The sequence below is a fragment of the Mycolicibacterium canariasense genome, assembly GCF_002101555.1.
Classification (GTDB): domain Bacteria; phylum Actinomycetota; class Actinomycetes; order Mycobacteriales; family Mycobacteriaceae; genus Mycobacterium; species Mycobacterium canariasense.
Map to the genome: position 1 here is coordinate 1 of NZ_LQOL01000053.1, position 21,956 is coordinate 21,956.

Consider the following 21,956-nt stretch of genomic DNA (forward strand, 5'->3'; position numbering starts at 1 on the left):
TCATTTTCGAGAGACCTCGACCTCTATCCCGGCAACGACGCGCCAACCACCTCTACACCCTCATCTGTGAAGAGCCCGTAATCGCCGCCGGCGACGACGACGTTGAGTTCCTCCCAGGAGGCCTCGCCGACATCGCCGGAGAGCAGGGTGCCGTCCGGGGCGAAGCCGAACCGGAACGGATTGCGGAAGCCGATGGCATAGATCTGCTTCACCACGTCCGGGTCGGGGTTGTCGTAGAACGGGTTGTCTTCGGGGGCCGACCCGTCCCGATTCATCCGCAGGATCTTGCCGTGGATCGTGGTCAGGTCGTGGGAGTTCTCGTTGACGACGTTGTTGCCGACGGCCCAGTACAAGTAGGTGCCCGTCGGGTCGAATTCCAGTTCGCCGCCGTGGTGGAAGTCGTTGCCCAGCTGGTCGGAGCGCAGCAGCTCCTCCTCGTCGGGCACCGTCGTCAGGTTGGCGTCGACGGTGAGTTTGGAGAGCTGGTCGTAATTCTGCGCATTGGTGTAGGCGACGTAGATCTTGTGGTAGCCGGCCGAGGTCGGATCGTTGAAGAAGGGGTCGACCTCGACGCCGACCAGGCCACGTTCGCCGTTGGCGTTGGTGGTGGGCAGCGATGTCAGCGTCGAGAGGGTGCCCTCTTCGGTGTCGTAGATCTTGATGGCCCCGGACTTTTCGATGATGACGATGGCGTGAATGTGCTCCTGGCCGTCGTCGCCGATATGCGTGATGAAGTCGAAATCGGTCGGCTCGTTCAGCCCGTCCACCAGTGCGAGCCGATCCAGATCGTCGGGTAACGACACGGTGCCGTTGCACTCCTGCAGGAATCGGGTAACGCGGGACGAGATCGTGTAGCCCAGTGGTGAGTTGACGATACCGCTGATGGTCTGCTGGATCTGTGTGGTGATCCGGGTCGTCACGTCGTGCACGAATTCGCCGAGCGGGGAGCGGTTGAAGGCGGTGACGGCGCCTTCGATCTGACGGCGCACCCAGGCCACCATGGTCCACAGAATCGGTGTCTGTGCCGGGTCGCCGGTGCCCCCGCCGCCTCCGGATGCCATCAGGTTCGAGATGGTCTTCGACAGTCCGTTGACCAGCTTGAGGGTCTGGTTGATCAGCGTGCACGCACACGTCGTGACGAACGACTTGACTTGCTGGAACACCTCATTGGGCGTGGGCAGTTGCTTGACCAGGGATGCGATCGGATTGGCGGTGGCTACCGTGGCTGCGGTGGGGCTGCTCGCCTGGCTGGGCGCCGCGTCCATCATTGCTGCGGCGCTGAACGTTTGTGCGCCCGAGGATCCGGTGAGCGCAGGGGTGTTCGGGTCGGTGCTCTGCGGCGCGGCATTCCGGGAGGTCGGAACTGGGGTGGTGCCGGCGCCGCCCGCGTCCGGGGTGGTGGGTGGAGTGTGGTCGGGAGTCGGGCTGGGGGAAGTACCGGAGGCCCCGGAGGGTTCCTCGACGCTGGTGTCGGTGCCGTCATCGGTGGTGCCGGTGTCGGTCTGTTCGGGGGGATCGATCGTCTCGCCCTGATCAGTCGTCTCGGTCTCGGTCGTCTCGGTCTCGTCTTCGGTTTCGCTTTCGGCGGGATCCGTCCCGGACGAATGCGAGGTGCTACCGCCGGAGGAACGGATGATGACGCCCCCACCGAGATCCGTCTCGGTCTGCGATCCGCTGTGCGTGGTGGTGCCCGTCGTTCCGGTGCTACCGGCGGCGGTGGTGCTCGTGTCGGTTCCGGTGGTGGTGTCGGCGGGCGGCGTGGCCTCGGTTGCGGACGGGTCGGTGGTGGGGGAGGTGGCGTCGGCCGCCGAAGACGAAGACGAAGACGAAGACGAAGACGCAGACGAAGACGAAGACGAAGACGACGACGGCGAGGTGTCGTCAGCCCGGGCGATACCGGGCGTGGTGGCGACGGCGCCGGTGACCCCCAGCGCAACGGCGAGTGCGCCCACGCGTCCGACGTATCGGGCGTACCCGGTGGGGGCGGTCATGATGGTCGACGGCACCTGGCGATGACTGTTGGTCACAACTCCCCCCAAGGATTTCAGCGGCTCACACTCAGACTTTGCGGGCAACTATCGCACCGGGATTCGGTGATCGCGCGGGGAATTCCTAAACACCGGGAAACGTGCGCCCCGTGTGCGGTCGAAACCGGCAGGCATCGTGATGTGCTGAACCACTGGATCACTCAATCGAAGGCGCAGGTGAGCGCGCGTTCGCGGCACGACCGAAGCGTTGCTGGTGGACGACTTCGCTGTGCTGGCGCCACTTTTCGGAGAAAGGCCGGAATATTTCGGGTTGCAAACACTCTGCCGCTCAGTCAGGGCATCGGTGGCGGGTGTTGTGGGTCAACGCCTTTCGGGTACGGCGGCCGGCCGACGAGTTACCGTCACCTCACGCAGCAGCCAGGCCAACGGCACGGTGAGCGCCAGCGTCACCACGGCGAGCACGATGGCCGACCCGGTGAACAGCGGCCAGCCCAGCACCAGATGCATGGCGATGGCCATCATCACCACATGGAGCAGAAAGATCTCGTAGGAGATGCCCCCGAGCCACACCATGGGCCGACTGCCGAGGAACCGTGTCCACCCACCTGAGTCGCCCAAGGCGAGCGGAGCCAAGATGGCCATCGCGATGCCCGCGTACAGCACCGCCCGCGTCAACGGATTCTCGCCGACCGAGGTGGCGACGGTCAGGTAGCCGAGTGCCGCAGCCGAGAGCGCCACCCCAACCCGGACCCGGAACCCGGTCTGCTGGATCACCGCGAGAGCCATGCCGCCGGCGAACGCGGCCAGATGGGCGGGCAGCCACATGCCCGCCGAATTCGGCAGCCAATCGGTGTGCACCACCATGGCCAGCCACACCGGTGCCACGGCGGCGAGCGCCGCCAGGCCCGCCAACAGCGCGGCAGGTCGCCGGCGCCGGCCCAGCAACAGGTAGGCCAGCAGTGGTAGCGCGGCGTAGAACGATGCCTCCACCGCCAGGCTCCACATCTGCGACAACCCCGGGTGCAGATAGGTCACCAGGTAGTTGTCGGTGTAGATCTGCGTCAGGGTCAGATGCCGCAGCAAGCCCTGCCAGGTCTGGCCGGGATTCGGTCCCGGGGTGAAGTAGAGGTAGACGACGTAGGTGAACAGCACCGCCGCGACATAACCCGGCATTATCCGGCGGATCCTGGCCAGCGCGTAGCGGTGCAGCCGCGGTGCCGCTGTGCCCCGGCGCGCGGCGACCACCCACGGTCGGAACAGCAGGAACCCCGACAGTGCGAAGAAGATCGGCACGCCGATGTCCAGATGCCCCAGCAGGGCGCCGAGGTAGCCGAGGCCCAGCGCCCCGGTGGCGAAGGAGGCATGCGTGCCGACGACCATGAGTGCGGCCAGGGCGCGCAGCCCGGTAAGGGAGGCTTGACGCGATGCCGAGTCGCGGGCGGGCGCGGTGGCGGGCCCGCGCAGCTGTGTCGACGGGCCCGCAGTCATTTCTTCGAGTGTAGCTAACTTTTTTCGGGGGTATCCCGGACGTTATGCCGCTGCCCTACGCCGATCCACACAAGAAGCACGGCCCACTGTTCGCCCTCGCCGAGGCGTTCGGGCGCTCGGCACCCGGTCAAGCCTTCGCCCGGTACATCGCACGCCATATCGACCCATGGTTCTTCCGGCTCACCGGCCGCAGCTACACATCGCTGGCGGGTGCGGTGGAGCAGGCGCCGCTGACATCGATCGGTGCCAAGTCGGGACGGCCGCGGGTGCACCAGCTGGCGTACTTTCATGACGGTGGCCACCCGATCTTGGTCGCCTCCAACTTCGGCGGTCGGCGCAACCCGCAGTGGTACCACAATCTCAAGGCTCACCCCGAGTGTGAGTTCGGTGACGAGAAATTCGTCGCCCGCGAGATCACCGACCCCGACGAGTACGAGCGGGTGTACGCCTTGGCCGAGAAGGCCTACGCCGGCTATGCGGACTACCGGGCCAAGACCGGGCGGTGGGGCCGTCACATCCCGGTGTTCCGGCTGACGCCGCGCCCGGAATAGCCGCCGTGTGTCGGGTGGGCAGCAAATAATTTTCCAACTCCGTCCCGGCGGGGCTGCGCGCCGCATACACTCCCGTCAATTACTGCCGTTTCGCACAGTTAAACCGAAGCTCGCGCTCAGCAGTAGGTCACTGATGGGTGAGGGGGGACGCGATGGCACTGCGGTCCGCAAAGTATGTCGGCCGGGTCGGTGCGCTGGCCGTGGCGCTCGGCATCGGTTCGGCGGTCGCCGCGCCGGCCGGCCTGGTGTGGGCGACGCCGGAGGACACCGGCAGCTCCACGTCGACGGGCACGTCCACTGGCGCCGAAACACCTACCGGGACCGCCCCGGACACCGCCGGTGGCACCAAGCCCGACACCGACACGCCACCGACCACCGGCACCGACTCCGCCGCGCCGGAGCCCACCAAAACAACAACGGGTGAATCCCATTCGGGCGCCGAGCAATCCGACGTGCCCAAGCCCAAGAAGAGGAAACCCACGGCCAAACCCAAGGCGCGCGTCACCGAGGCTGCTCAGACAGCCGACCCCGCGCCGCAAGCGCGCACCCAGGCCACCACCGCCGCTGCCGCGGTCGATGCCAACCCGGCTCCCAAAGCCACCGCATCGGTGTCGGTGACGCAGTGGTCCACCACGACGGTTCCGGTGGCGGTCACTCCGCCGGCCAAACCGGCCGTCACCAATCCGGTCCAGACGATCGGCAAGCTGCTCACCGCCGCTATCCGTCCGGTGCTGTCGTCGTTCCTGTCGATGCTGTCCGGCGGGTCGGCGCAGTCACCGCTGTCCTGGGTGATGTTGGCCGCGGCCCGCCGTCAGATCGGGCAGACCAGTCAGGTCAGCGCCCAAGCCCTGGCGGCACCCGTGGTCAACGAGCAACCCGTCGCGACCGTCAGCTGGGGCCGGCCCGACGCAACCACGGGTGTGGTGGTGGGCAAGCTCACCGCCACCGACCCCGAAGGGAAGAAGGTGGCGGTCGGACTGGCGAGCCCGCCGGCCGACGGCGCCCTGGTGTACAACGCCAAAGCCGCCACGATCACCTATACACCCACCACGGCGCAGCGTTTCAGCGCATCTCTGACGCCCACCGACGACACCATCAGGATGACGCTCACCGTGACCGACGGGGTCAACACCGTTGCGGTGCCGGTGGATGTCCCGGTCAGCCCGTCCCCGTTCTTCAGTGCGGCCGCCCTCGGCGGTCTCAACGACCCCAGTGCGGTGGTCACCTCGGGTACCCGGGCCTACGTCACCGACCGCGCCACCGGCACGGTCACCGTCTTCGACACCACCAAGAACGCCGTCGTCGCCGTCTACCAAGCCGGTGCCGCGCCCGACGGTATCGCGGTCAAGCGCGACGGATCCCGGCTGTACGTGTCGAGTTCGACCGGCAACACCGTCACGGTCCTGGACGCCAAGACCGGGGCGCTGAAAGCCACGGTGGCCGTGGCCAATCCCACCGCGATCACGGTGAACCCCAGCGGCAGCACGGTATACGTCGGCAACGGTGCCGCAACGATCACCAAGATCAACACCTCGACCAACAAGGTCGCCGGCACGGTGAAGCTCGCCGACGGCATGGTGCCCAGCCAGATCGCGGTGCGGCCCGACGGGAAATTGATCTTCGTGGTCAGCGCGACATCGGCTGGCGGCGGGAACATCTCGTACTTCTCCTCTGGTGCGTCCACCGCCGCCAGCATCGTCGACATCGCGGGCAAACCCGTCGGCCTCGCGGTCGACCCGACCTTCCAGAAGTTGTACGTCGCCGACGCCGGCGGCGGGGTCACCCTCCTCGACCTCACCCAAGGTATCGCCGGAACCCTGAATTTCGGGCAGCCGCTGTCGGGTATCGCGCTGACCAAGGACAACAGCGCGATCATGGTCACCACCAGCACCGGCCTGCTGGTGGCGTTGCGCACCACCGACGGCTCGGTGCTCGGCGTCACGAACGTCGGCGCCGCGGCGACCTCGCCGCAATCCGGCGTCGCACTCAGCGCCGACGGCACCCAGATGTGGGTGACCGACCCCACCAACGGCACCGTCCGCGTGGTGTCGCTGGTGCCGCCGAACACCGCCCCGTTCTCCAGCGATCCGGTTGCGGTGGTGAGCAACCCGGCCACCGGCGCGCTCAGCGGCAAGGTCGGCGTCGTGGACTTCGACGGCGACCCGCTGACCTACGTCGTGAACACCAAGCCGACCAAGGGCACGTTGGTGCTCAAGCCGGACGGCACCTACACCTACACCCCGACGGCCGCCGCACGGCACGCCGCGGCCGTGCCGGGTGCCACGGTCACCGACTCGTTCACCGTCACGGTGTCCGACGGCCGGTACGGTTCGGTCACCACCACGATCCCGCTGACGATCGACCCGCTGAACGCCGTCCCGACGGTGAAGACGACCATCGGGAATCCGAGCACCACCACCGGTGTCGTCAAGGGCAGCGTCACCGCCGCCGACGCCAACAACGACAAGCGCACCTACGCGGTGACCAGCGGGCCCGCCAAGGGCACGGTCACGATGACCGCGGCCGGGGCGTTCACCTACACACCGACGGCCGAGGCGCGGGCCGCCGCACTTGCCCTCGGCGCCGGCCACGACGCCAGGATGGATACGTTCACCGTCACCGTGGACGACGGTCACGGCGGCGTCGTACCCGTCACGGTGAATGTGCGGATCGGGGCCGCCAACGTCAAACCCACTGGGGCCAAGGCGATCGTGACGAACACCGACCCCCGTTCGGGGGTGGCCGCCGGCTCCGTCACCGCGACGGACGCCGATGGTGACACGCTGACCTACACGGCGAGCAAGACGACCAAGGGCTCGATCGTGATCAACCCCGACGGCTCGTTCACCTACACCCCGACCACGGCGGCCCGGCTGGCGGCGTCCAAGCCCGGCGCCAGCTCGGCCACCAAGACCGAGACCGTGACCATCACGGTCAGTGACGGATTCGGCGGCACCACAACCACTTCGGTGAAGGTGCCCATCGCCCCGAACCCCACCACCAATGCCGCACCGATCAACGGTCACGGAACCACCACGGATACGTCGACCGCGATCGGCACGGTCACCGGCATCGTCAGCGCCGACGACCCCGATGAGGACACCCTGAGCTACAGCCTGGCCTCCGGACCGGCCTACGGTCAGGTCAAGGTGACCTCCGCCGGGCACTTCACCTACACCCCCGACGTGGATGCGCGGTACCGGGCGCTGGTGACCGAGGGCGAGGACACCGACAGCTTCACCGTCAACATCAGTGACGCCTTCGGCGGAACCACCACGGCCACAGTGGAAGTCAGCATCGTGCCGCCGTCGGCGACGGCGATCGACCAGCGCGCCACCACGGTGGCCGTCACCACCCAACAGATGTACTTCTACTCCCAGACCGACACCGACAAGGCCATGGAGCTGTTGAAGGGCGCCGGTGTGGGCACCATCCGCATCATGCTGCCCTGGGGCGGGGTCGAGCCGATGGACAACGAATTCGACTGGGACGCCGTGGACCGGATGATCACCAGCGCCAACGCCCACGACATCAAGGTGCTGGCCGCGATCAACTCCACCCCGCAGTGGGCGGCGGTGCCCGGGCAACCCGACTACGCCGGCGAGCCGGCCGACCTGGTGGCCTTCGGCGACTTCGTCACCGCGGTCGCGCAGCATTACCAGGGCCAGATCACCGACTACGAGGTGTGGAACGAGCCCAACTACAACGGGTTCTGGGCGCCGACCCCGAACGCGGCGCGCTACACCGCCCTGCTCAAGGTCGCCTACACCGCCATCAAGAAGGCCGACCCGAACGCCGTCGTGGTCGCCGGCTCGGTCGCCGCGGTGATGGAAACCTCTGGCGGCCCGGCGATCAACCCGGTGACCTTCCTGTCTCAGATGTATGCCGCGGGCGCGGCCGGGTACTTCGACGCGCTGGCGTATCACCCGTATCTGTACTCGGTGCTGTTCTCGGCCGGCGAGGGCCACGCCGGTGTGCCGTTCACCCAGGCTCAGCAGCTGCATGCGGTGATGGCGGCCAATGGTGATGGCAACAAGAAGATCTGGGCCACCGAGTACGGTGAGCCGACCTCGGACGTCTCCGAGGAGGTGCAGGCCGCCTACATCGGAGACTTCCTGCGCACCTGGCGCACCCTGGACTTCGCCGGCCCGGCGTTCATCCACACCTTCGCCGACTACGAGTCGAGTGACCCGGTGCAGGACACCTTCGGGCTGTTGCGCGAGGACTGGACTCCCAAGCCGGCCTGGGATGTGGTGACCGCCGTGATTGCGGAGAACCAGGCGACCGTGCTGTAGCTGGCCTCGTGGGTATGGCCATCCCTGCGCCGAGAACCAGGACGGCTCCACCTTCGGCACAGCATCGCGCGCTCCCGATCGCGGTGGCCGCCGTCAGGCCAGGGGCTCTGCCATGATCTCTGGGCTTGGCTCAGTCGCTGCGCCGTTGTTCTCGTACCGTCTGATGGTTTGACGGATCTGCTCGCTCGCAACGGTGTAGATGTCAACGACCGACTTGATGTCGCGTCGGACGCCGACGTCCTTGCCCTGTTCGAACGTGGTCACGAACTTGACGCTCTTGCCGTTGAGATTCAGCCGGATGATCGGCTTGCGATTGTTGTCATCCAGGAGAATTGCAAAGTAAGACTTGCTGTCTCGGTAGTGCACACGTTCCGGCGCCACCTCCGAAACCGCGATGGCTCGCACGATGTTGAAGCCTTCGAGTTCCTCGTCGGTCGTAACGACGTCCGGATCGGTGGTGCCGGCCGGTGCGGCAGGCGTCTCACCAACGGTGGCGGCACCTACAGGTGGTTGGGGAGGCGCAAGAACAGGTGCGGTTTCCGTCGACCGGTTCGGATCTGGCGCATCGTCGCCAAGCGCCGTTTTCAAACGACTGTTGACTTGGTCGCCGATGTACTGCGCGAGCGCCTTTGCGACTAGTGGGCGAAACTGTTCCATGATCCGCTGTGTCGTGCGCCCGTCGTAGATCCGGTTCACAAAGAACCGGACCCACTCCTCTGAGGGCTCCTTCACCTCTGCTGCAATGATCCGCCGGATCCCGCCGATGTACTTGAGTTCCTCCGCAGCGCTGACGACGGAGTCGATGTCGAACGATTCTTTACAGAATTTCTGTATCTCTGGCACGAGCGTGCGATCGATATCCAGGAGGTCGAAAACGAGGAACGGTTTTTCGTCCATGCGGTTCGGCAGGTCGCCGTCGGTGTAGACGTGATAGTGCTGACCATTAGTGAGTATCGCTATGCGGGCAGATGTGACAGCAAAGTATCTGAATAATTGTGAGGCATAACGCAAGTCCAGTGGGTCGCCGATCTTCTTGCATTCGATAAGAATTTGAACCTGGCCGTCTTTGAAGATTGCGTAGTCAACTTTTTCACCACGCTTCACGCCGACGTCAGCAGTGAACTCGGGTATGACTTCCGAGGGGTTGAAGACGTCGTAACCGAGCACGGTCGAGATGAACGGCATGATGAACGCGTTCTTGGTCGCTTCCTCGGTCTCAACCGATTCGCGCATATCGCGAATTTTGTTTGCAATTACAACTAGGCCGTCCGAGAATGCCATGTCGCCCCCTCTTATAGCGGATATCGAGCAACTGTAGATGAATCGCCCTGCGCCGCTCATTGATTTGGCGCGAATTGCCAGAACTTCTTGGGGATGTGGTGGGTGACCATAGGTCGAAGTAATAAAGATCCGACTTGCCGCCATAATGACTTCAGGGCGTTCGTATGGGGTGGTGGGTACAGATCGGTAGCGCGGTGCCCTATATCGACCAGATTCACCGAAGTGCCAGGCGGAAACGGTTCGGTGTGTCGATGTGAGGTCTTCGACGCGCTGACACGGATGTGGCGCGCCGACTGGACCACTACAGGCCGCCGGTTGATGTACCGCTTTTCTGAGCACCTCTAAAACCATCAGGTCGATGTTGGTGCACGCGGGCAGGGCTCATGCGGGGGCGACCCGCGCTACCGTGGTGCCGCGGTGGACGTCCGCGGTGAAGGACTGGACGTGGTCGAACGGGCAGTCGGCGGCTCGGAAGCCGGCAACGGTTGTCGTGATAGCGCGGACTTGAATTGAATCCAACAGCGGGCGAGGCCGCGCGAAAGTAACGTACAAGGCCCGAAGCGTTGCCGGGTCAGTCGAGAAGAGGCTCTGACCTGCGCTGATACATGGTGCCCCCGGCAGGATTCGAACTAGCCGCCTGGTTGGTTGCCCGATACTTCCAGGACCAGCCGAAATAGCTTGGTACCTGCTGTATTCCGCACCTTACGCCGTTACCGCGAGAGGCCACAAGGATTCACCAAACGACACGCGGATAGCACATGGATCGCACGCCAACGCGGTAGATTTCCCATGTGGTCGGAAAGAGGGGACACCGTGGCTGGGGGTACCTACGCCAGCTACCCAGCAAGCGCTTCCAGGCTAGCTACATCGGCCCGGACCTCCTCCGGCATACCGCGCCAACCACGTTCGGCGCGCGCATAGATGCCGAGGGTTGGCTGGCCGACGAGCGCCGCAAAATCGAGCTCGACGTGTGGACCCCGCCGGCGCAACGCGTGGCCGAGTCCCGCGCGAAGGCCGTCACCGTAGCTGAGTACGCGGCCGACTGGATCGAGCACCGCAACGTCAAACCCCGGACCCGCTCGGCGTATCGGGACAGCCTGCGCCTGCACATCGAACCCAAGCTCGGCGCCGTCGCGCTCAAGAACCTCAGCAGCGCGGCCGTACGTAGTTGGTTCTCCGGACTCGGTACCGAGCATCCGCGGCGCAACTCTCACGCCTACGGGCTACTCCACGCCATCTGTGCCACCGCGGTACAGGACGGGCTACTGACGTCCAACCCGTGCGCGATCCGCGGCGCCATGAACCCACCCCGCAAGCGCGACCCGATCATCCTCGACGTGTCCGAGGTCGCCGACCTGGCCGACGCAATTGTGCCCCGACTCAAGGCCCTGGTACTCATCTCCGCTTGGTGCGCTACCCGCTGGTCCGAGGTCTCTGAACTGCGCCGCAAAGATGTCGACGCAGACTGCGAGGTCATCACCATCAGCCGGGCTGTCACCCGGCGCGACGGGGAGTATCGGGTAGACACACCGAAGTCGGGCAAGGGGCGCACGGTCGTTGTACCGCCCCACATCAGGGCGGACCTGCGACACCACCTCGACACCTATGTTCAGCCTGGCCCTGAGGCCCTACTGTTCCCGGCGGCAGGTGGCGGGCACATGAACGACCGGGTGTTCAGTCGCGAGTATTTCGCCGACGCGCTCAAAGCCATTGGTCGCCAAGGCGTTCGGGGACACGACCTACGCCATTTTGCAGGCACCCAGATCGCCCGAGTGGGCAACCTCGCCGAAAGCATGGCGAGAATGGGGCATTCCACCGTCAGAGCCTCGCTCCTCTACCAACAGGTGGTCACCGGCCGAGACGCCGCGATCGCGGATGCGCTATCCCAGCTGGCCACCGAGGGTCAGTAGTAACTTCCCGATTTGAAATCGGAAAGGGCGTGAAACATGCCCCGATTCCGGTGATGTTCGGTCTCAAAGCCGCAGGTCAGACGCTTTCGCGGCCGTGAAACATCCGTGAAACCACGGCCATATCACCCCCCCGAATTACCGTCTGCGCCCATGAACGAAAACGAGCGCCCACGAGGCGACTTAACCCTTGAGCAAGCCGCCGAAGAGCTGCAGGTCGGCATCACCACAGTCCGCCGCTACGTCGCGGCCGGAACACTTCCCGGCGCCTACCGCATAAAGGGCTCCCGACTCATCCGGATCCCACGGTCCGGCATCGAGGCACTCAAGCAGCCGATCCGGCCCGCGGCGGTCTGAGCCATGGCCACTGCCGAAGGGAACGGCCCTCCGAACATGGAAAGGGACGGCCCCCGCCAAGAAGCCGTCCCACACCACGACCGCCGCCAAGCAACCGAAGGTGCCGCCAAGTTTACGCGTCGGGGTGGCGGCAGGTCGGGCGAACCGCTGCGCCGGTGTGTGCGGACGTCGGCGCAGCAGGAAGCGCTTGCTGCACTGGATCGGCGGCGCGTAGCCGCCAAGCGCAGCGTCCCGCTCCAATGCGGCTGCCGTGACCCACACGAATGCCGCTGCTGGCGCGACCAGTCAGCGCGCACCGAACGGTTGACCGACGCCGCCAGGTACGCCGCCGAACACATCCTCGAGGCCGGGTATACGCCGCTACTCGACCTTGAGACCCTGCGCGCCTTATGGCGCCGCGGTGGCTCCGATCGCAGACTCGCGCAGCGTCTCGCACAACTCGGGATGCCAGCGTGACCCGCGCACCTATCGAAGCCGCGTACGCCGCGGGCGGCGCGATCCGCCGCGTCTGCGCGACATGCGGGGCACTGCCGGGGGAGTGGTGCACCAACCGGCACGGCAAGGTCCGCGCCACCCCCTGCACCGCCCGAACTGGTAGACGAGAGCAGCGAAAGAGGTCCGCGTGACTGCGATCGACCCTGACGTGGAACGGCGCGCACGAGAAGCGATGTCCCGGCACCCACTCGGCAGCGCAGACGCCCCCGCTAGGGGGATAACTGCCGAAGGGTCGCGTTTCAAATGCGACCCTTTCCCGCCGGACCCCGGGCCAGACATTCCCGAAGGGTCGGATCTCAAATCGGACCCAACGACGGATCTGGACGAACCCACAACATGGGAACCGATGGACCTCGGGCCCTACCTCCGCGGTGAGAAGCCGAAGCCGGCGCCCACTGTCGGAGCCTGCCGCGCAGACGGACTTCGGATGCTGTACCCCGGCCGCGAACACGCATTCCTCGGCGCCACCGAGAGCGGCAAGACCTGGCTGGCCCTGGCCTGCGTCACAGCCGAACTGATTGCCGCACACCACGTCGTCTATATCCACTTCGAGGAACCTGACCCCGGCTCGACAATCGAACGGCTCCAGCGCATCGGCGTGCCGGACAGCGCCATCCTGTCGCACTTCCATTTCGTCGCACCGACACGCCCTATGCGCCGCGGCTGGCTCGACGATCTCGTCGCGATGCAACCCACACTCGTCGTCCTCGACGGCGTCAACGAAGCCATGACTCTGCAGGGCGTGAAGATCGACATGGAGGGCTGGGCGGTGTTCCGCCGCAACGTCGTGGTGCCGTTCAAGGCCGCCGGCGCCGCCGTCGCAGAGTGCGACCACATCCCGATGAATTCCGATCCCAGCCGCCTCGACGGCTACGGCACGGTCCACAAAGGCGCGACCCTCGACGGTGCCAGATTCGTGCTCACCAACGACACCCCATTCGGGCGCCGTGGTCGCGGCGCTTCCCATGTGTTCGTCACCAAAGACCGACCCGGTTACCTCCGTGCCGAAGGGAAGCCCACCAAAGTGCCCGGCAAGACGTTCCTGGCCACACTCGTCGTCGACGACACCCCAACCGCCGGACCCGACTTCCTCACGCTATACGCCCCCCAGAACGACGAACCCGTCATCGGCCTTGCCGACGCCCTCGACAACACCACAGACATCGTCCTCACCACCATCGACGCCCAACCCGACCACGCCGTCAAATCCGCCCGCACACTCTTCGCCGCGCTCCGCCAATCCGGCCACCAGATCCGAGACGAACTCGTCCGCAACGCCCTCGACGACCTCGTACTCGCACGGCGCCTCATCGAGATACCCGGCGCCCGCGGTGCACGCGGCTACCGCACCGCGTCCGCGTCCCAACCCCACACCCAAGAACAGAACCCAGCATGACCGCGTCCCGTGACCGCGTCCCTGCGTCCCCCTACGGGGGGTCGGACGCAGTGGGACGCAGTCACAGACGGATGCACGCCCACCGCGTCGGACGCAGTGGGACGCAGTCGGGACGCAGTCACATATTGAGAGGAACACCATGCGCAACATCGACCAAGAACGCACACTCATCCACTACCTACGCGAATTCTTCAACCTCGAAACCAGCCCCGACTCCAACATGTGGCAAGTCCAAGCACTCGCAGCACTCGGCCTCCTCAACGGCGACCTCACCAAACTCGTCACCAACGCCGCCGAAGCCGACCACCAAGAACTCGGCGACATCATCAAAAACAACCCACTCGACCTCGAAACCCCCTGAACCAGCGGCTAATCAGACACCTCAATGAGGTAGACCAAAAACCCCAGGACCACCACAAACACCCAGACCAACGAAAGGCAATGAGGCAAATGCCCAGGACCATGACCCTCCTGGCCTCCCGGCACCGCGCCGAGCAGGCGTACCTCTTGCGGGAGGTCGAGCAAAAAACGTGGGCGGAGATCCGGGACGCTTTGAAGTTCAAGTCGACCGGTGCCGCGCAGAACGCGCACAAGCGGCACCTGGCACGGAATCCCTTGCCGAATGCTGCCGGCGCGGCTGTGGGCATCGTGGAGCGCAAGCGGCATGTGCTCGGTGTGGCGGTCGAGGCTTTGGACAAGGCGTTCGATCGTGGGGATTACCGGACGGTCGCCCAGTTGACGGACGCGATCACCAGGGCGGACGCGGAGTTCGCGAAGCTGTACGGCCTCGGGTCGGAGAACGTGAACGTGAAGATTCAGCGGTCGCCGACCGAGATCATCGAGGAGATGCGCGCCGCATTGCATCGCCAGATCGAGGAACGAGAGCAGAAGGCGATCGGGCAGTGATGGTGTCGGAGCGGGAGGCCGCGCGGATCGAGTCGGTTGAGCAATGGAAGACGTTGGCCGAGCAGGTGATGCGTGGCTGGGTCCAGGCGGTCCGTGCTGATGAGGATCCGAAGTTGATCGCTGAGCTTGAGGATCTGCTGATGAGGTGTGTGGTTCGGCAGGCGGCTCTCAGCTCGATCTGTTTCCTGTGATTACCAGTGCCTTAATGTAAACGGTCGATTATGATAAGGACATGCCCGCCAATGGAACCCAGATCCGTCGACGCCGCCGCGCACTGGTGGCTCCGCTGGACGACAAGGTCATCGCCTACCTGCGCGTGTCCACCACCGAGCAGGTCGGGTCCGGGGCTGGCCTGGCCGCGCAGCGCACAGCGATCACCGCGGAGGCCGAGCGTCGCGGGTGGACGATTGTCGAATGGTTCTCCGACGAAGGCATATCCGGCGGTAAGGGCATCGCAGACCGACCCGGGCTGGCCGCTGCTGTCGACGCCATCGAGGCCGGCCGGGCAAGCACCCTCGTGGCATCCAAGCTCGACCGCATCAGCCGCTCAGTGCTGGACACAGCGCTGCTCACCGAGCAGGCCCGCCGCGGCGGCTGGAAGGTCTTCACGGCCGACGTGGCGGTGGATACCACCACACCGGCGGGTGAGGCGCAGGCGGGGATGATGACGGTGTTCTCCCAGTACGAACGTCGACTGATCGGGCAGCGCACCCGTGAAGCGTTGGCCGAGAAGCGAGCCCAGGGCGTACGTCTCGGCCGCCCGCCGGTGCTGCCCGTCGAGGTGGTGCAACGCATCCTGGATGAGCGTGCGGCCGGAAAGAGCTACCCGCAGATCTGCGCGGTGCTCAACGCCGAGCAGGTGCCGACTGCCCGCGGTGGCGGTGTTTGGTATCCGGCGACGGTGCGGAACGTGGAGCGCGGCCAGGTCGCTGCGAGCCTAACCGCCTGATCCCCTGCTGTTTTCGGATCGACCCCCACTGTCCGCAAGGGGCGCCGGTGCCTCGAAAATTCCTACGGTTTTTGGTTCACGTGGGGAGTTTTTGCTGGTCAGGGGTGGTGTGTTACACGTTCGTGTGTAACGGTTTTGCCGTTCCGGGAACGTGTTGCCTGTTCAGTGGTGTCGTTTGCGTCGGCGGGTGCTGGGGTGGTGTCTGTTGCGGCGTTTGCGTCGGCGTCGGCGGGTGGTCTGGTCGCTCGGTGTCGGTGTGGATGATCGTGTGGCTCGTAGTGATTCGATGAGCTGGTCGATCTGGGTGTTCTTTCGTTCGACGTCGCGGGTGGCTTGGGTGAGTGCGGTTTGGGTTGCTGTGTGGGCGATGTGTTCTTGGCGGAGTTCGGTTTCGAGGCGTTTGATGTCGAGTTGCCATAGTCGGCAGGCTTCGGTCATGGCGTCGGCGCGCAGGGCGCGGATGAGTCGGATGGAGCCGCCGATGCGTTCGACGATTTCGTGGGCGGGCCATCCGGCGAGGGTGAGGCCGGCGACGATCCATGCGCGGTCGGCCGCCTCGTAGTCGGTGAGTTTTCGCGGCCATCGTGGTGTCACGAGCATGGCTGGGATGAGTTGGAGGTCGGGTTCCCATCTGGGGGCTGCTTTTCCGTCGTGACGTCGGAGGTCGTGGTCGCCTGTGAGCTCGGCTGTCATGGCCGGGAAGGTAACCGTTCCACCCGACATTGCCGTGGTTTCACGGCAATGTTTCACGGGCCCGCGTCGCAGCGATGCTGCGTCGCTGCGTCGCTGCGTCGCTGCACCCTGTGGGTTCACCCTGTTCGCATGGCAGAAACGATTGATGACCCGGCGTCGATCACTCCGTCGACGTGGGCGGGCCGCAAGGCGGCGCTGAAATCGCGGCACGTCGGGGACGATGATCCGCGCGTTGTTGAGTGCGATGAGCAGTTGGCGTTGCATCGTGTGAGTCGGGTGATCGCGGCGGAGGCCGCGCATTTGACCCGGCCTGCTGTGGACCGGCTGGTGGCGTCGTTGCAGCAGGCGGTGGCGTCGTGACGGCGGCGTGGGATATTGCGCCGGTTCCGGGTTCGGAGGGGCGACGTCCGTTGATGACGGGGCCGCGTTCGGAGCGTCCGGCGCCGCGACCCCGGCAGCGGTTGATTCAGCCCGGGCCGCCGCGGCTGCTCGCGTTCTCGCAGCAGGACAATCGGGAGAGGTGGTTCAAAGGCTTGGGATGCGGGCATTTTCTGAGCTTCGATCCGCGTATCGAGGTGTCGGAGGTGTGCGGGCCGCTGGCGTCTGAAATCACTGGGCTGTTCGCCGATGGTGTGCGGATGGCTGATCGGCGGAATTTCGGTGACGATCGGTGTCCGGTTGAGCCGCTGCGGGATGTGCAGGCGATCGCTTCGTCGGTGCGGGATCTGCGGCGGGATCTGGTTGAGGCGTTGGTGCGGGTGCGGGCCGGGGCGCCGGAAGGTATGCGGGATCGGTTGGCGGCGTTGGTGCGTGACCGTGATTACGAGCGGGCGCCCGAGATTGCCGAGTCCGATCTGGTGTCGGGTGCGTGGGTGGACGTCTTGGTGGCCTATGTGTCTCCGGTTTCTGATGATGTGGTTGCGGTGGTGAAGGCTCAGCCGGCCGATCGGGTTTCGGTGCTTGATCTGCCGATTACGGACGCGTTGTCGACGGCGTCGGAGTTCCGGCTTGGTCTGTGGCAGCGGGTTCGGAGGCTGCAGTCTCGTTTCCCGGAATTGCAGCGTCGGCGCGTCATGCTGCTGCAGGGCCGGGCTGCCCGGTCTGAGGTCGATCTGGCGGCGCAGCAGCGGACGGATGAGACGTTGCGCCGGCTGGGTTTGTCGTGAGTTCAGTTGATGTGAAGGGAATTTTGGAATGACCACGGTTTTTCAACCACAGCGCTTCGATGCGCCATTGGTGAATCCGTCGCCGAATGGGTTGGATTCGGCGACGATTTGGCAGGATTCGGCGGAGCCGCTGCGGTGGTTGCCGGAGGGTCTGGAAGTGCGGCCCTGGAATTTCGGCGACGTCGGTGGCTTCGGTATCTGGTCGGCGGCGTGGTGCGCTTCGGAGGCGGATCTGACCGACGAGGACCGGAAGCTGCCGGGTGTTCGGCCGGAGCCGTTGGCGCCGTTCTTGGCGGTCGTCTCGTGGTCGGCCAGCAGCTGCGACATGCGGGCTGAGTCGCGGGCCGAGACGCGGACGCGGGCGCAGCAGCTTCACCGAATGCGTGAGCCGATCGCCGTCGAGCAGGCGTTCGCCGAACGGCTGCTGGATGACGCCGGAACACCCGCCGCCGCTAGCGATTTGGTGGAGGCGGTGAGCAAGATCGAGGATGCGCTCGCGGAGGCGAACACGTTGGGGGTTGTGCACGCGCGGGCAGGCTGGTTGCCGTATGCGGCGCAGGCACAGCTGCTCGTGCGGACGGGTTCTGCCCTCCGGACGCCGGGCGGGCATCAGTGGGTGTTCGGCGGCGGCTACGTGGCCGGGCTGGGCGACACACTGGTGGCGACGTCGCAGCCGTTCGGTTGGCGGCAGCCCGTCCAGGTCGACGAGGGGATTACCGAGGCGCACGACGCGTTTGTGGCGTCCGTCGAACGGTCGCTGGTGGTGGGCTATGAGGCCACTTTCGGCGCGGTCACGGTGACCCCGTAGTTGTTCGGTTTGGTTGTGAGGGAGGGGATGTCGGTGTTGTCTGATCTGCGCTATGTGCCGGGGCCGCGCCGCCATCTCCTCCGTCATCGATGAAAGGAGATGTCGTGAAGACAGCAGAGGTTTCGCCGCTGGATCTGTGGTGGTCGCAACTGTCCCCGGAGAGTCGGGCAGCGTTCGCGGCCGCCACGGAGGCAGCCGCCAGGGTCGGCGCGGATGGGTTGACCGATGATGAGCGCGAGTACGGCAACCGGGCTTTCCACGAGGCGGGACACTGTGTGGCGGCCGTGGCGCTCGGAGCTCGAATCGATCGCGGATACATCCTGCATCGCGGCTTGGAGGAGGACGACGGCACCACCGGGCGCGTGGTGGTGGCTGCGATGCCACTCGGTGGTGCGGACGCTGAGATTGCTTACGCAGGGCCGTGGGCACAGGCCAAGTTCCGCGCCGGTGGTGGTTGGCCGTCGCCGCAGATCGTGGCGTCGGTCATGGCGGCGTCCGCCGGGGCCGGCCGAGGCAGCGACCGTCACCGGTGCCGGCTCGGGTCCGAGGGCCGCGACGTTGTCGGCCTGATCGACCGGTGCTGGCCGGCAGTCGTGGCGGTTGCCCGCAAGCTGGCGCGTGACGGCGAAGTCCAGCACAAGCATGTTGTTGCAGCGCTGGGTCTCAGCGCTGACGAGTCACGGCATCCGTTCGAGTTGGCCGCTATTCGGGCCGGGATGCGGGCCGTGCGGGCCTGACAGGGCGCGCGTGGGTATAGATAGGCAGAGAGGGCCAGCATGACGACTCCGGTCGGTTCTATCCGTCTCGGTATGACTATTGACGGTGCGGACGCGCTGGCGAAGTTGGTCGCGATCGCGAAGCCGGCTATGGCTGAGCTGGGGTCGTCGGCCAAGGGCGCCACGAACGATCTGAACCGGCTTGAGCGTGAGTTCGGTTCGGTTGGTCGGGCGGCGGCCAAGCAGACGGGGCCGATTACGGCGCTGCTGAAGCAGGTCGACGGGCTGGGTGATCAGTACGGGCAGGCGGCCCGGTCGGCGGAGTTGTTCAAGGCGTCGTTGCCGTCGGTGCGGACGTTGAATGCGCAGACGGCGGCGATCAACCGGATGACTGCGGCGTACGGGCGGTTGACGGCGGCGCAGACGGCCGCTGCGGCGGCCCCGCAGCCGTCGGTGCCTCCGCCTACCCGGGGCGGCGGTTCTGGCGGTGGTGGGTCACGTGGCGGCGGCCGCGGCGGCATCGGCGGGTTCCTCACCGGGCCCGTCGGCCTCAACAGCATCGCCCTCGGCGCCTCCGCCCTACCCACCGCCACCCTCGCCGTCACCAACCTCGTCGGCGCCGTCCAACAACTCGCCCAAGCCGGCCTCGTCCTACCGGGCGTCTGGGCCACCGCCGGCGCATCCATCGGCACCGCCGTCCTCGGCTTCAAAGGCATGGGCGACGCCATCAAAGCCCTCAACGACGGTGACCTGAAGAAGATCACCGAGGCGATGAAGGACATGGACCCCGCCGCGCAGAACGTGGCGAAGTCCGTCTCCAAATTCACCCAAGGCCCCCTGAAAGACCTCACCAAGGGCTTGCAGGCGAAGATGTTCGACGGCATCTCGCAAGGCTTCGACGATCTCGTCGCCAAGCGGATGCCGAACGTCACCAAGGGCCTCGGCGGGATCAGCGAGGCGTGGAACGCAACGCTGAAGCAGCTGTTGTCGACCGCGGGCTCCGATTCCACTGGCAGCCTGTTGGACCGCATTTTCGGGAACACCGCGGAGGGGCAGAAGCGGGCGAACGCCGCGATCGACCCGCTCGTCAAAGGGATCGGGACGTTGGCGGCGGCCGGCTCCGACGCGATCCCACGATTGGCTGACGCGCTCGGCCGGGTAGCCACCCGGTTCTCCAACTTCATCACCGCCGCCGATCAGGATGGCCGGCTGGCGAAGTGGATCGACCAAGGGCTCACGGGGGTAACGAATCTCGGGAACACGTTCCTCAACCTGGGCAAGTCGATCACCGCGATCACCAAGGCCGCCGGCGGTGACGGCGGCCTGCTGAAGCTGCTGGAAACCGGCAGCAACAAGCTGGCAACGTTCCTCAACAGCGCGGACGGGCAGCAGAAACTCACGACGTTCTTCGCTGATGCGCGGCAGCGGCTTTCGGAGTGGATCCCGATCCTGGGGAACGTCGCCAGCATCGTCGGCGACGTGTTCAAGGGGTTCCAGCGGTGGGGCGACGTCATCCTGCCCGCGGTGAAGGGTGTCACGGACGCGCTCGCGGACATGCCCGGCCTCGTTCAGGGCGTCATTGTCGCCTTCGCCGCGTTCAAGACGTTCACCGGTTTAGCATCGCTCATAACGTCGATCACGTCGTTGGGTGGACTGCTCGACAAGTTGCCAGGTAAGGCGGCCGGCGCAGCCGGCGGACTGAACAAGGCCTTCGCCGGTATAGCGATTGCCCTGCCCGGCATCCTCGAATCTCTCGACAAGATCAACGACCCTGACCAGAAAAAGAACGGCAGCACCGTCAACCCGGGCACCTTGGGGTCGACGGTTCTCGGTGGGGCGCTGGCCGGTTCCCGCTTCGGCCTGCCAGGAGTTTTGATCGGCGGCGCGGCTGGCGCTGCGGTGGCATTCTCCCCTGTTTTCGCCAACGGCACGCCGAGGCCGGATCCGAACCGGGTTGTGCCGCAAGGCCAGCTGGGGCTGCCTGGAACGCTCGGTCCGGGATTCCTGCCCGGCGATCGCGGGGGCCTGACCCCCCGCGACCCGGGGTATGTTCCGCCGAACGCGAACCTGCCGAGCGTCGTCGCCCAGACGGACGCCAGCCAGCGCGCGCGGGCAGCTTTGGATGGCGGTGTCGCACCATTTCAGAAGATCGTTGATCAGGCCGGCGTCGCGCAGGCCGCTATCAAGGCGGTCGGCGATGCGGTCACCGCGTTGCCTACCGGTCAGGTCATTCTCCGGGAGAACACGCCGGAGGTGTTGCAGAAGCTCGAAGCGGTTGGGCTGAAAGCGAAGAACATCGACGGGCAGGTCGTCATCACGGCCGACACGTCGAAGGCCGATGCGGCGTTGTCGGCGTTCCGGGCCCGGGCCGCGCAGAACGTCACCGTCCCTTTGACCGCGTTCCCGGGGTTCGGTGGCCGCACGTCGGGCAGTGCGTCCGCAGGCAACGCGAACGGCGGTGTGCTGCCCGGCTACTCCCCGGGTGTCGACAACATGCTCGTTCCGATGTCCGGTGGTGAGGGTGTTCTGATCCCGGAGGCGATGCGGGCGCTGGGTTCCAACTGGCTGTATCGGGTGAATTCGTTCTTCCGTCCTGGGATTTCCCGCCGCGGGTACCGCGGTGGCGGTGTCGTCGGGTTCGGTGACGGCGGACTCGTTCCTGATGCGCCTGGCGGCGACAACACGGTTATCGGTCTGCTGTCACAGATCCGGGATGCTCTGGTCGGGAAGCTCACTGGCCCACTGTCAGATACCGCTACCGGTGTCGATGCCCTGTCCGGCGCAGTCACCGGCACCGGCGTCACCAAGGGCGGTCGCCCGTTCGGCGGGGACATCGGCAAGACGTTCCTGGCCGGCATCATCAACGGGTTCGGCGGCGACTCCCGCACGTTCTTCCCCGAGTTCGATCAGAAAGGCAACCCGCTCGGCGCCGCGTTGGGTGCGGTGGGCCCGGTCGGGAA

The 21,956-nt window shown here is 65.9% G+C and carries 17 protein-coding genes and 1 pseudogene; 14 read left to right on the top strand and 4 right to left on the bottom strand.

Translation table 11 applies throughout. The annotated features are described in order from the left end of the window. Positions 1–23: 23 nt before the first annotated feature. Both AWB94_RS35165 and AWB94_RS18570 read right to left on the bottom strand, forming a co-directional pair. Positions 24–2,027 carry a PQQ-dependent sugar dehydrogenase gene (locus AWB94_RS35165; RefSeq protein WP_062656886.1) on the bottom strand — a complete coding sequence of 668 codons (2,004 nt, stop codon included), beginning with the start codon at positions 2,025–2,027 and terminating at the stop codon, positions 24–26. Between the two features lie 321 nt (positions 2,028–2,348). Continuing rightward, positions 2,349–3,476, bottom strand: a complete 1,128-nt coding sequence (locus AWB94_RS18570) for an acyltransferase family protein (protein ID WP_084395157.1) — start codon at positions 3,474–3,476, stop codon at positions 2,349–2,351. Between the two features lie 44 nt (positions 3,477–3,520). Between AWB94_RS18570 and AWB94_RS18575 the strand changes: the two genes are divergently transcribed. Both AWB94_RS18575 and AWB94_RS18580 read left to right on the top strand, forming a co-directional pair. Continuing rightward, positions 3,521–4,027 carry a nitroreductase/quinone reductase family protein gene (locus AWB94_RS18575; protein WP_062656885.1) on the top strand — a complete coding sequence of 169 codons (507 nt, stop codon included), beginning with the start codon at positions 3,521–3,523 and terminating at the stop codon, positions 4,025–4,027. A 152-nt stretch (positions 4,028–4,179) separates the two neighbouring features. Next, entirely contained in the window at positions 4,180–8,322 is a 4,143-nt protein-coding gene (locus AWB94_RS18580; protein WP_062656884.1) for a cadherin-like domain-containing protein, read from the top strand. Between the two features lie 93 nt (positions 8,323–8,415). Here the strand turns inward: AWB94_RS18580 and AWB94_RS18585 are convergent, their stop codons facing one another. Continuing rightward, positions 8,416–9,555, bottom strand: a complete 1,140-nt coding sequence (locus tag AWB94_RS18585; RefSeq protein ID WP_234811786.1) for a type I restriction endonuclease — start codon at positions 9,553–9,555, stop codon at positions 8,416–8,418. Positions 9,556–10,394: 839 nt separating this feature from the next. On the opposite strand from AWB94_RS18585, the gene AWB94_RS18590 reads away from it, so the two are divergent. The 7 genes from AWB94_RS18590 (at position 10,395) to AWB94_RS18625 (ending at position 15,613) form a co-directional block, all read left to right on the top strand. After that, complete coding sequence (locus AWB94_RS18590) at positions 10,395–11,513, top strand: tyrosine-type recombinase/integrase (protein WP_062656882.1); 1,119 nt, start codon at positions 10,395–10,397, stop codon at positions 11,511–11,513. Between the two features lie 150 nt (positions 11,514–11,663). Beyond that, positions 11,664–11,867 (top strand): helix-turn-helix domain-containing protein, encoded by a 204-nt coding sequence (locus tag AWB94_RS18595; RefSeq protein ID WP_062656881.1) that lies wholly within the window; start codon positions 11,664–11,666, stop codon positions 11,865–11,867. A 922-nt stretch (positions 11,868–12,789) separates the two neighbouring features. Continuing rightward, entirely contained in the window at positions 12,790–13,758 is a 969-nt protein-coding gene (locus AWB94_RS18605) for an AAA family ATPase (protein ID WP_234811787.1), read from the top strand. Positions 13,759–13,897: 139 nt separating this feature from the next. Further along, a complete protein-coding gene (locus AWB94_RS18610; RefSeq protein ID WP_062656880.1) occupies positions 13,898–14,119 on the top strand; it encodes a hypothetical protein in 222 nt (73 codons plus the stop codon). A 101-nt stretch (positions 14,120–14,220) separates the two neighbouring features. Next, positions 14,221–14,664, top strand: coding sequence for a hypothetical protein (locus tag AWB94_RS18615; protein WP_062656879.1), 444 nt, complete (start codon positions 14,221–14,223; stop codon positions 14,662–14,664). Then, positions 14,661–14,855, top strand: a complete 195-nt coding sequence (locus tag AWB94_RS18620) for a hypothetical protein (RefSeq protein ID WP_085122476.1) — start codon at positions 14,661–14,663, stop codon at positions 14,853–14,855. The genes AWB94_RS18615 and AWB94_RS18620 overlap by 4 nt, the downstream gene beginning before the upstream one ends. A 41-nt stretch (positions 14,856–14,896) precedes the next feature. Further along, positions 14,897–15,613: a recombinase family protein gene (locus AWB94_RS18625; RefSeq protein ID WP_062656877.1), complete on the top strand. Its 717-nt coding sequence runs from the start codon at positions 14,897–14,899 to the stop codon at positions 15,611–15,613. A gap of 162 nt (positions 15,614–15,775) precedes the next feature. On the opposite strand, the gene AWB94_RS18630 is transcribed toward AWB94_RS18625, so the two are convergent. Continuing rightward, positions 15,776–16,306, bottom strand: a complete 531-nt coding sequence (locus AWB94_RS18630) for a hypothetical protein (RefSeq protein WP_131805296.1) — start codon at positions 16,304–16,306, stop codon at positions 15,776–15,778. Positions 16,307–16,435: 129 nt separating this feature from the next. Here AWB94_RS18630 and AWB94_RS18635 point away from each other — a divergent pair, with 129 nt between their 5' ends. From AWB94_RS18635 to AWB94_RS18660, 5 genes and pseudogenes are all read left to right on the top strand, one after another. Beyond that, positions 16,436–16,666: a hypothetical protein gene (locus AWB94_RS18635; RefSeq protein ID WP_062656875.1), complete on the top strand. Its 231-nt coding sequence runs from the start codon at positions 16,436–16,438 to the stop codon at positions 16,664–16,666. Between the two features lie 278 nt (positions 16,667–16,944). Beyond that, entirely contained in the window at positions 16,945–17,472 is a 528-nt protein-coding gene (locus AWB94_RS18640) for a hypothetical protein (protein WP_131805295.1), read from the top strand. Between the two features lie 28 nt (positions 17,473–17,500). Continuing rightward, positions 17,501–18,280 (top strand): hypothetical protein, encoded by a 780-nt coding sequence (locus AWB94_RS18645; RefSeq protein ID WP_062656873.1) that lies wholly within the window; start codon positions 17,501–17,503, stop codon positions 18,278–18,280. Between the two features lie 104 nt (positions 18,281–18,384). Then, on the top strand, positions 18,385–19,017 hold the full coding sequence (locus AWB94_RS18650; protein WP_062656872.1) for a zinc metalloprotease: 633 nt from the start codon (positions 18,385–18,387) through the stop codon (positions 19,015–19,017). A gap of 72 nt (positions 19,018–19,089) precedes the next feature. Next, a pseudogene (locus tag AWB94_RS18660) lies at positions 19,090–21,956 on the top strand (hypothetical protein); the annotation flags it as partial.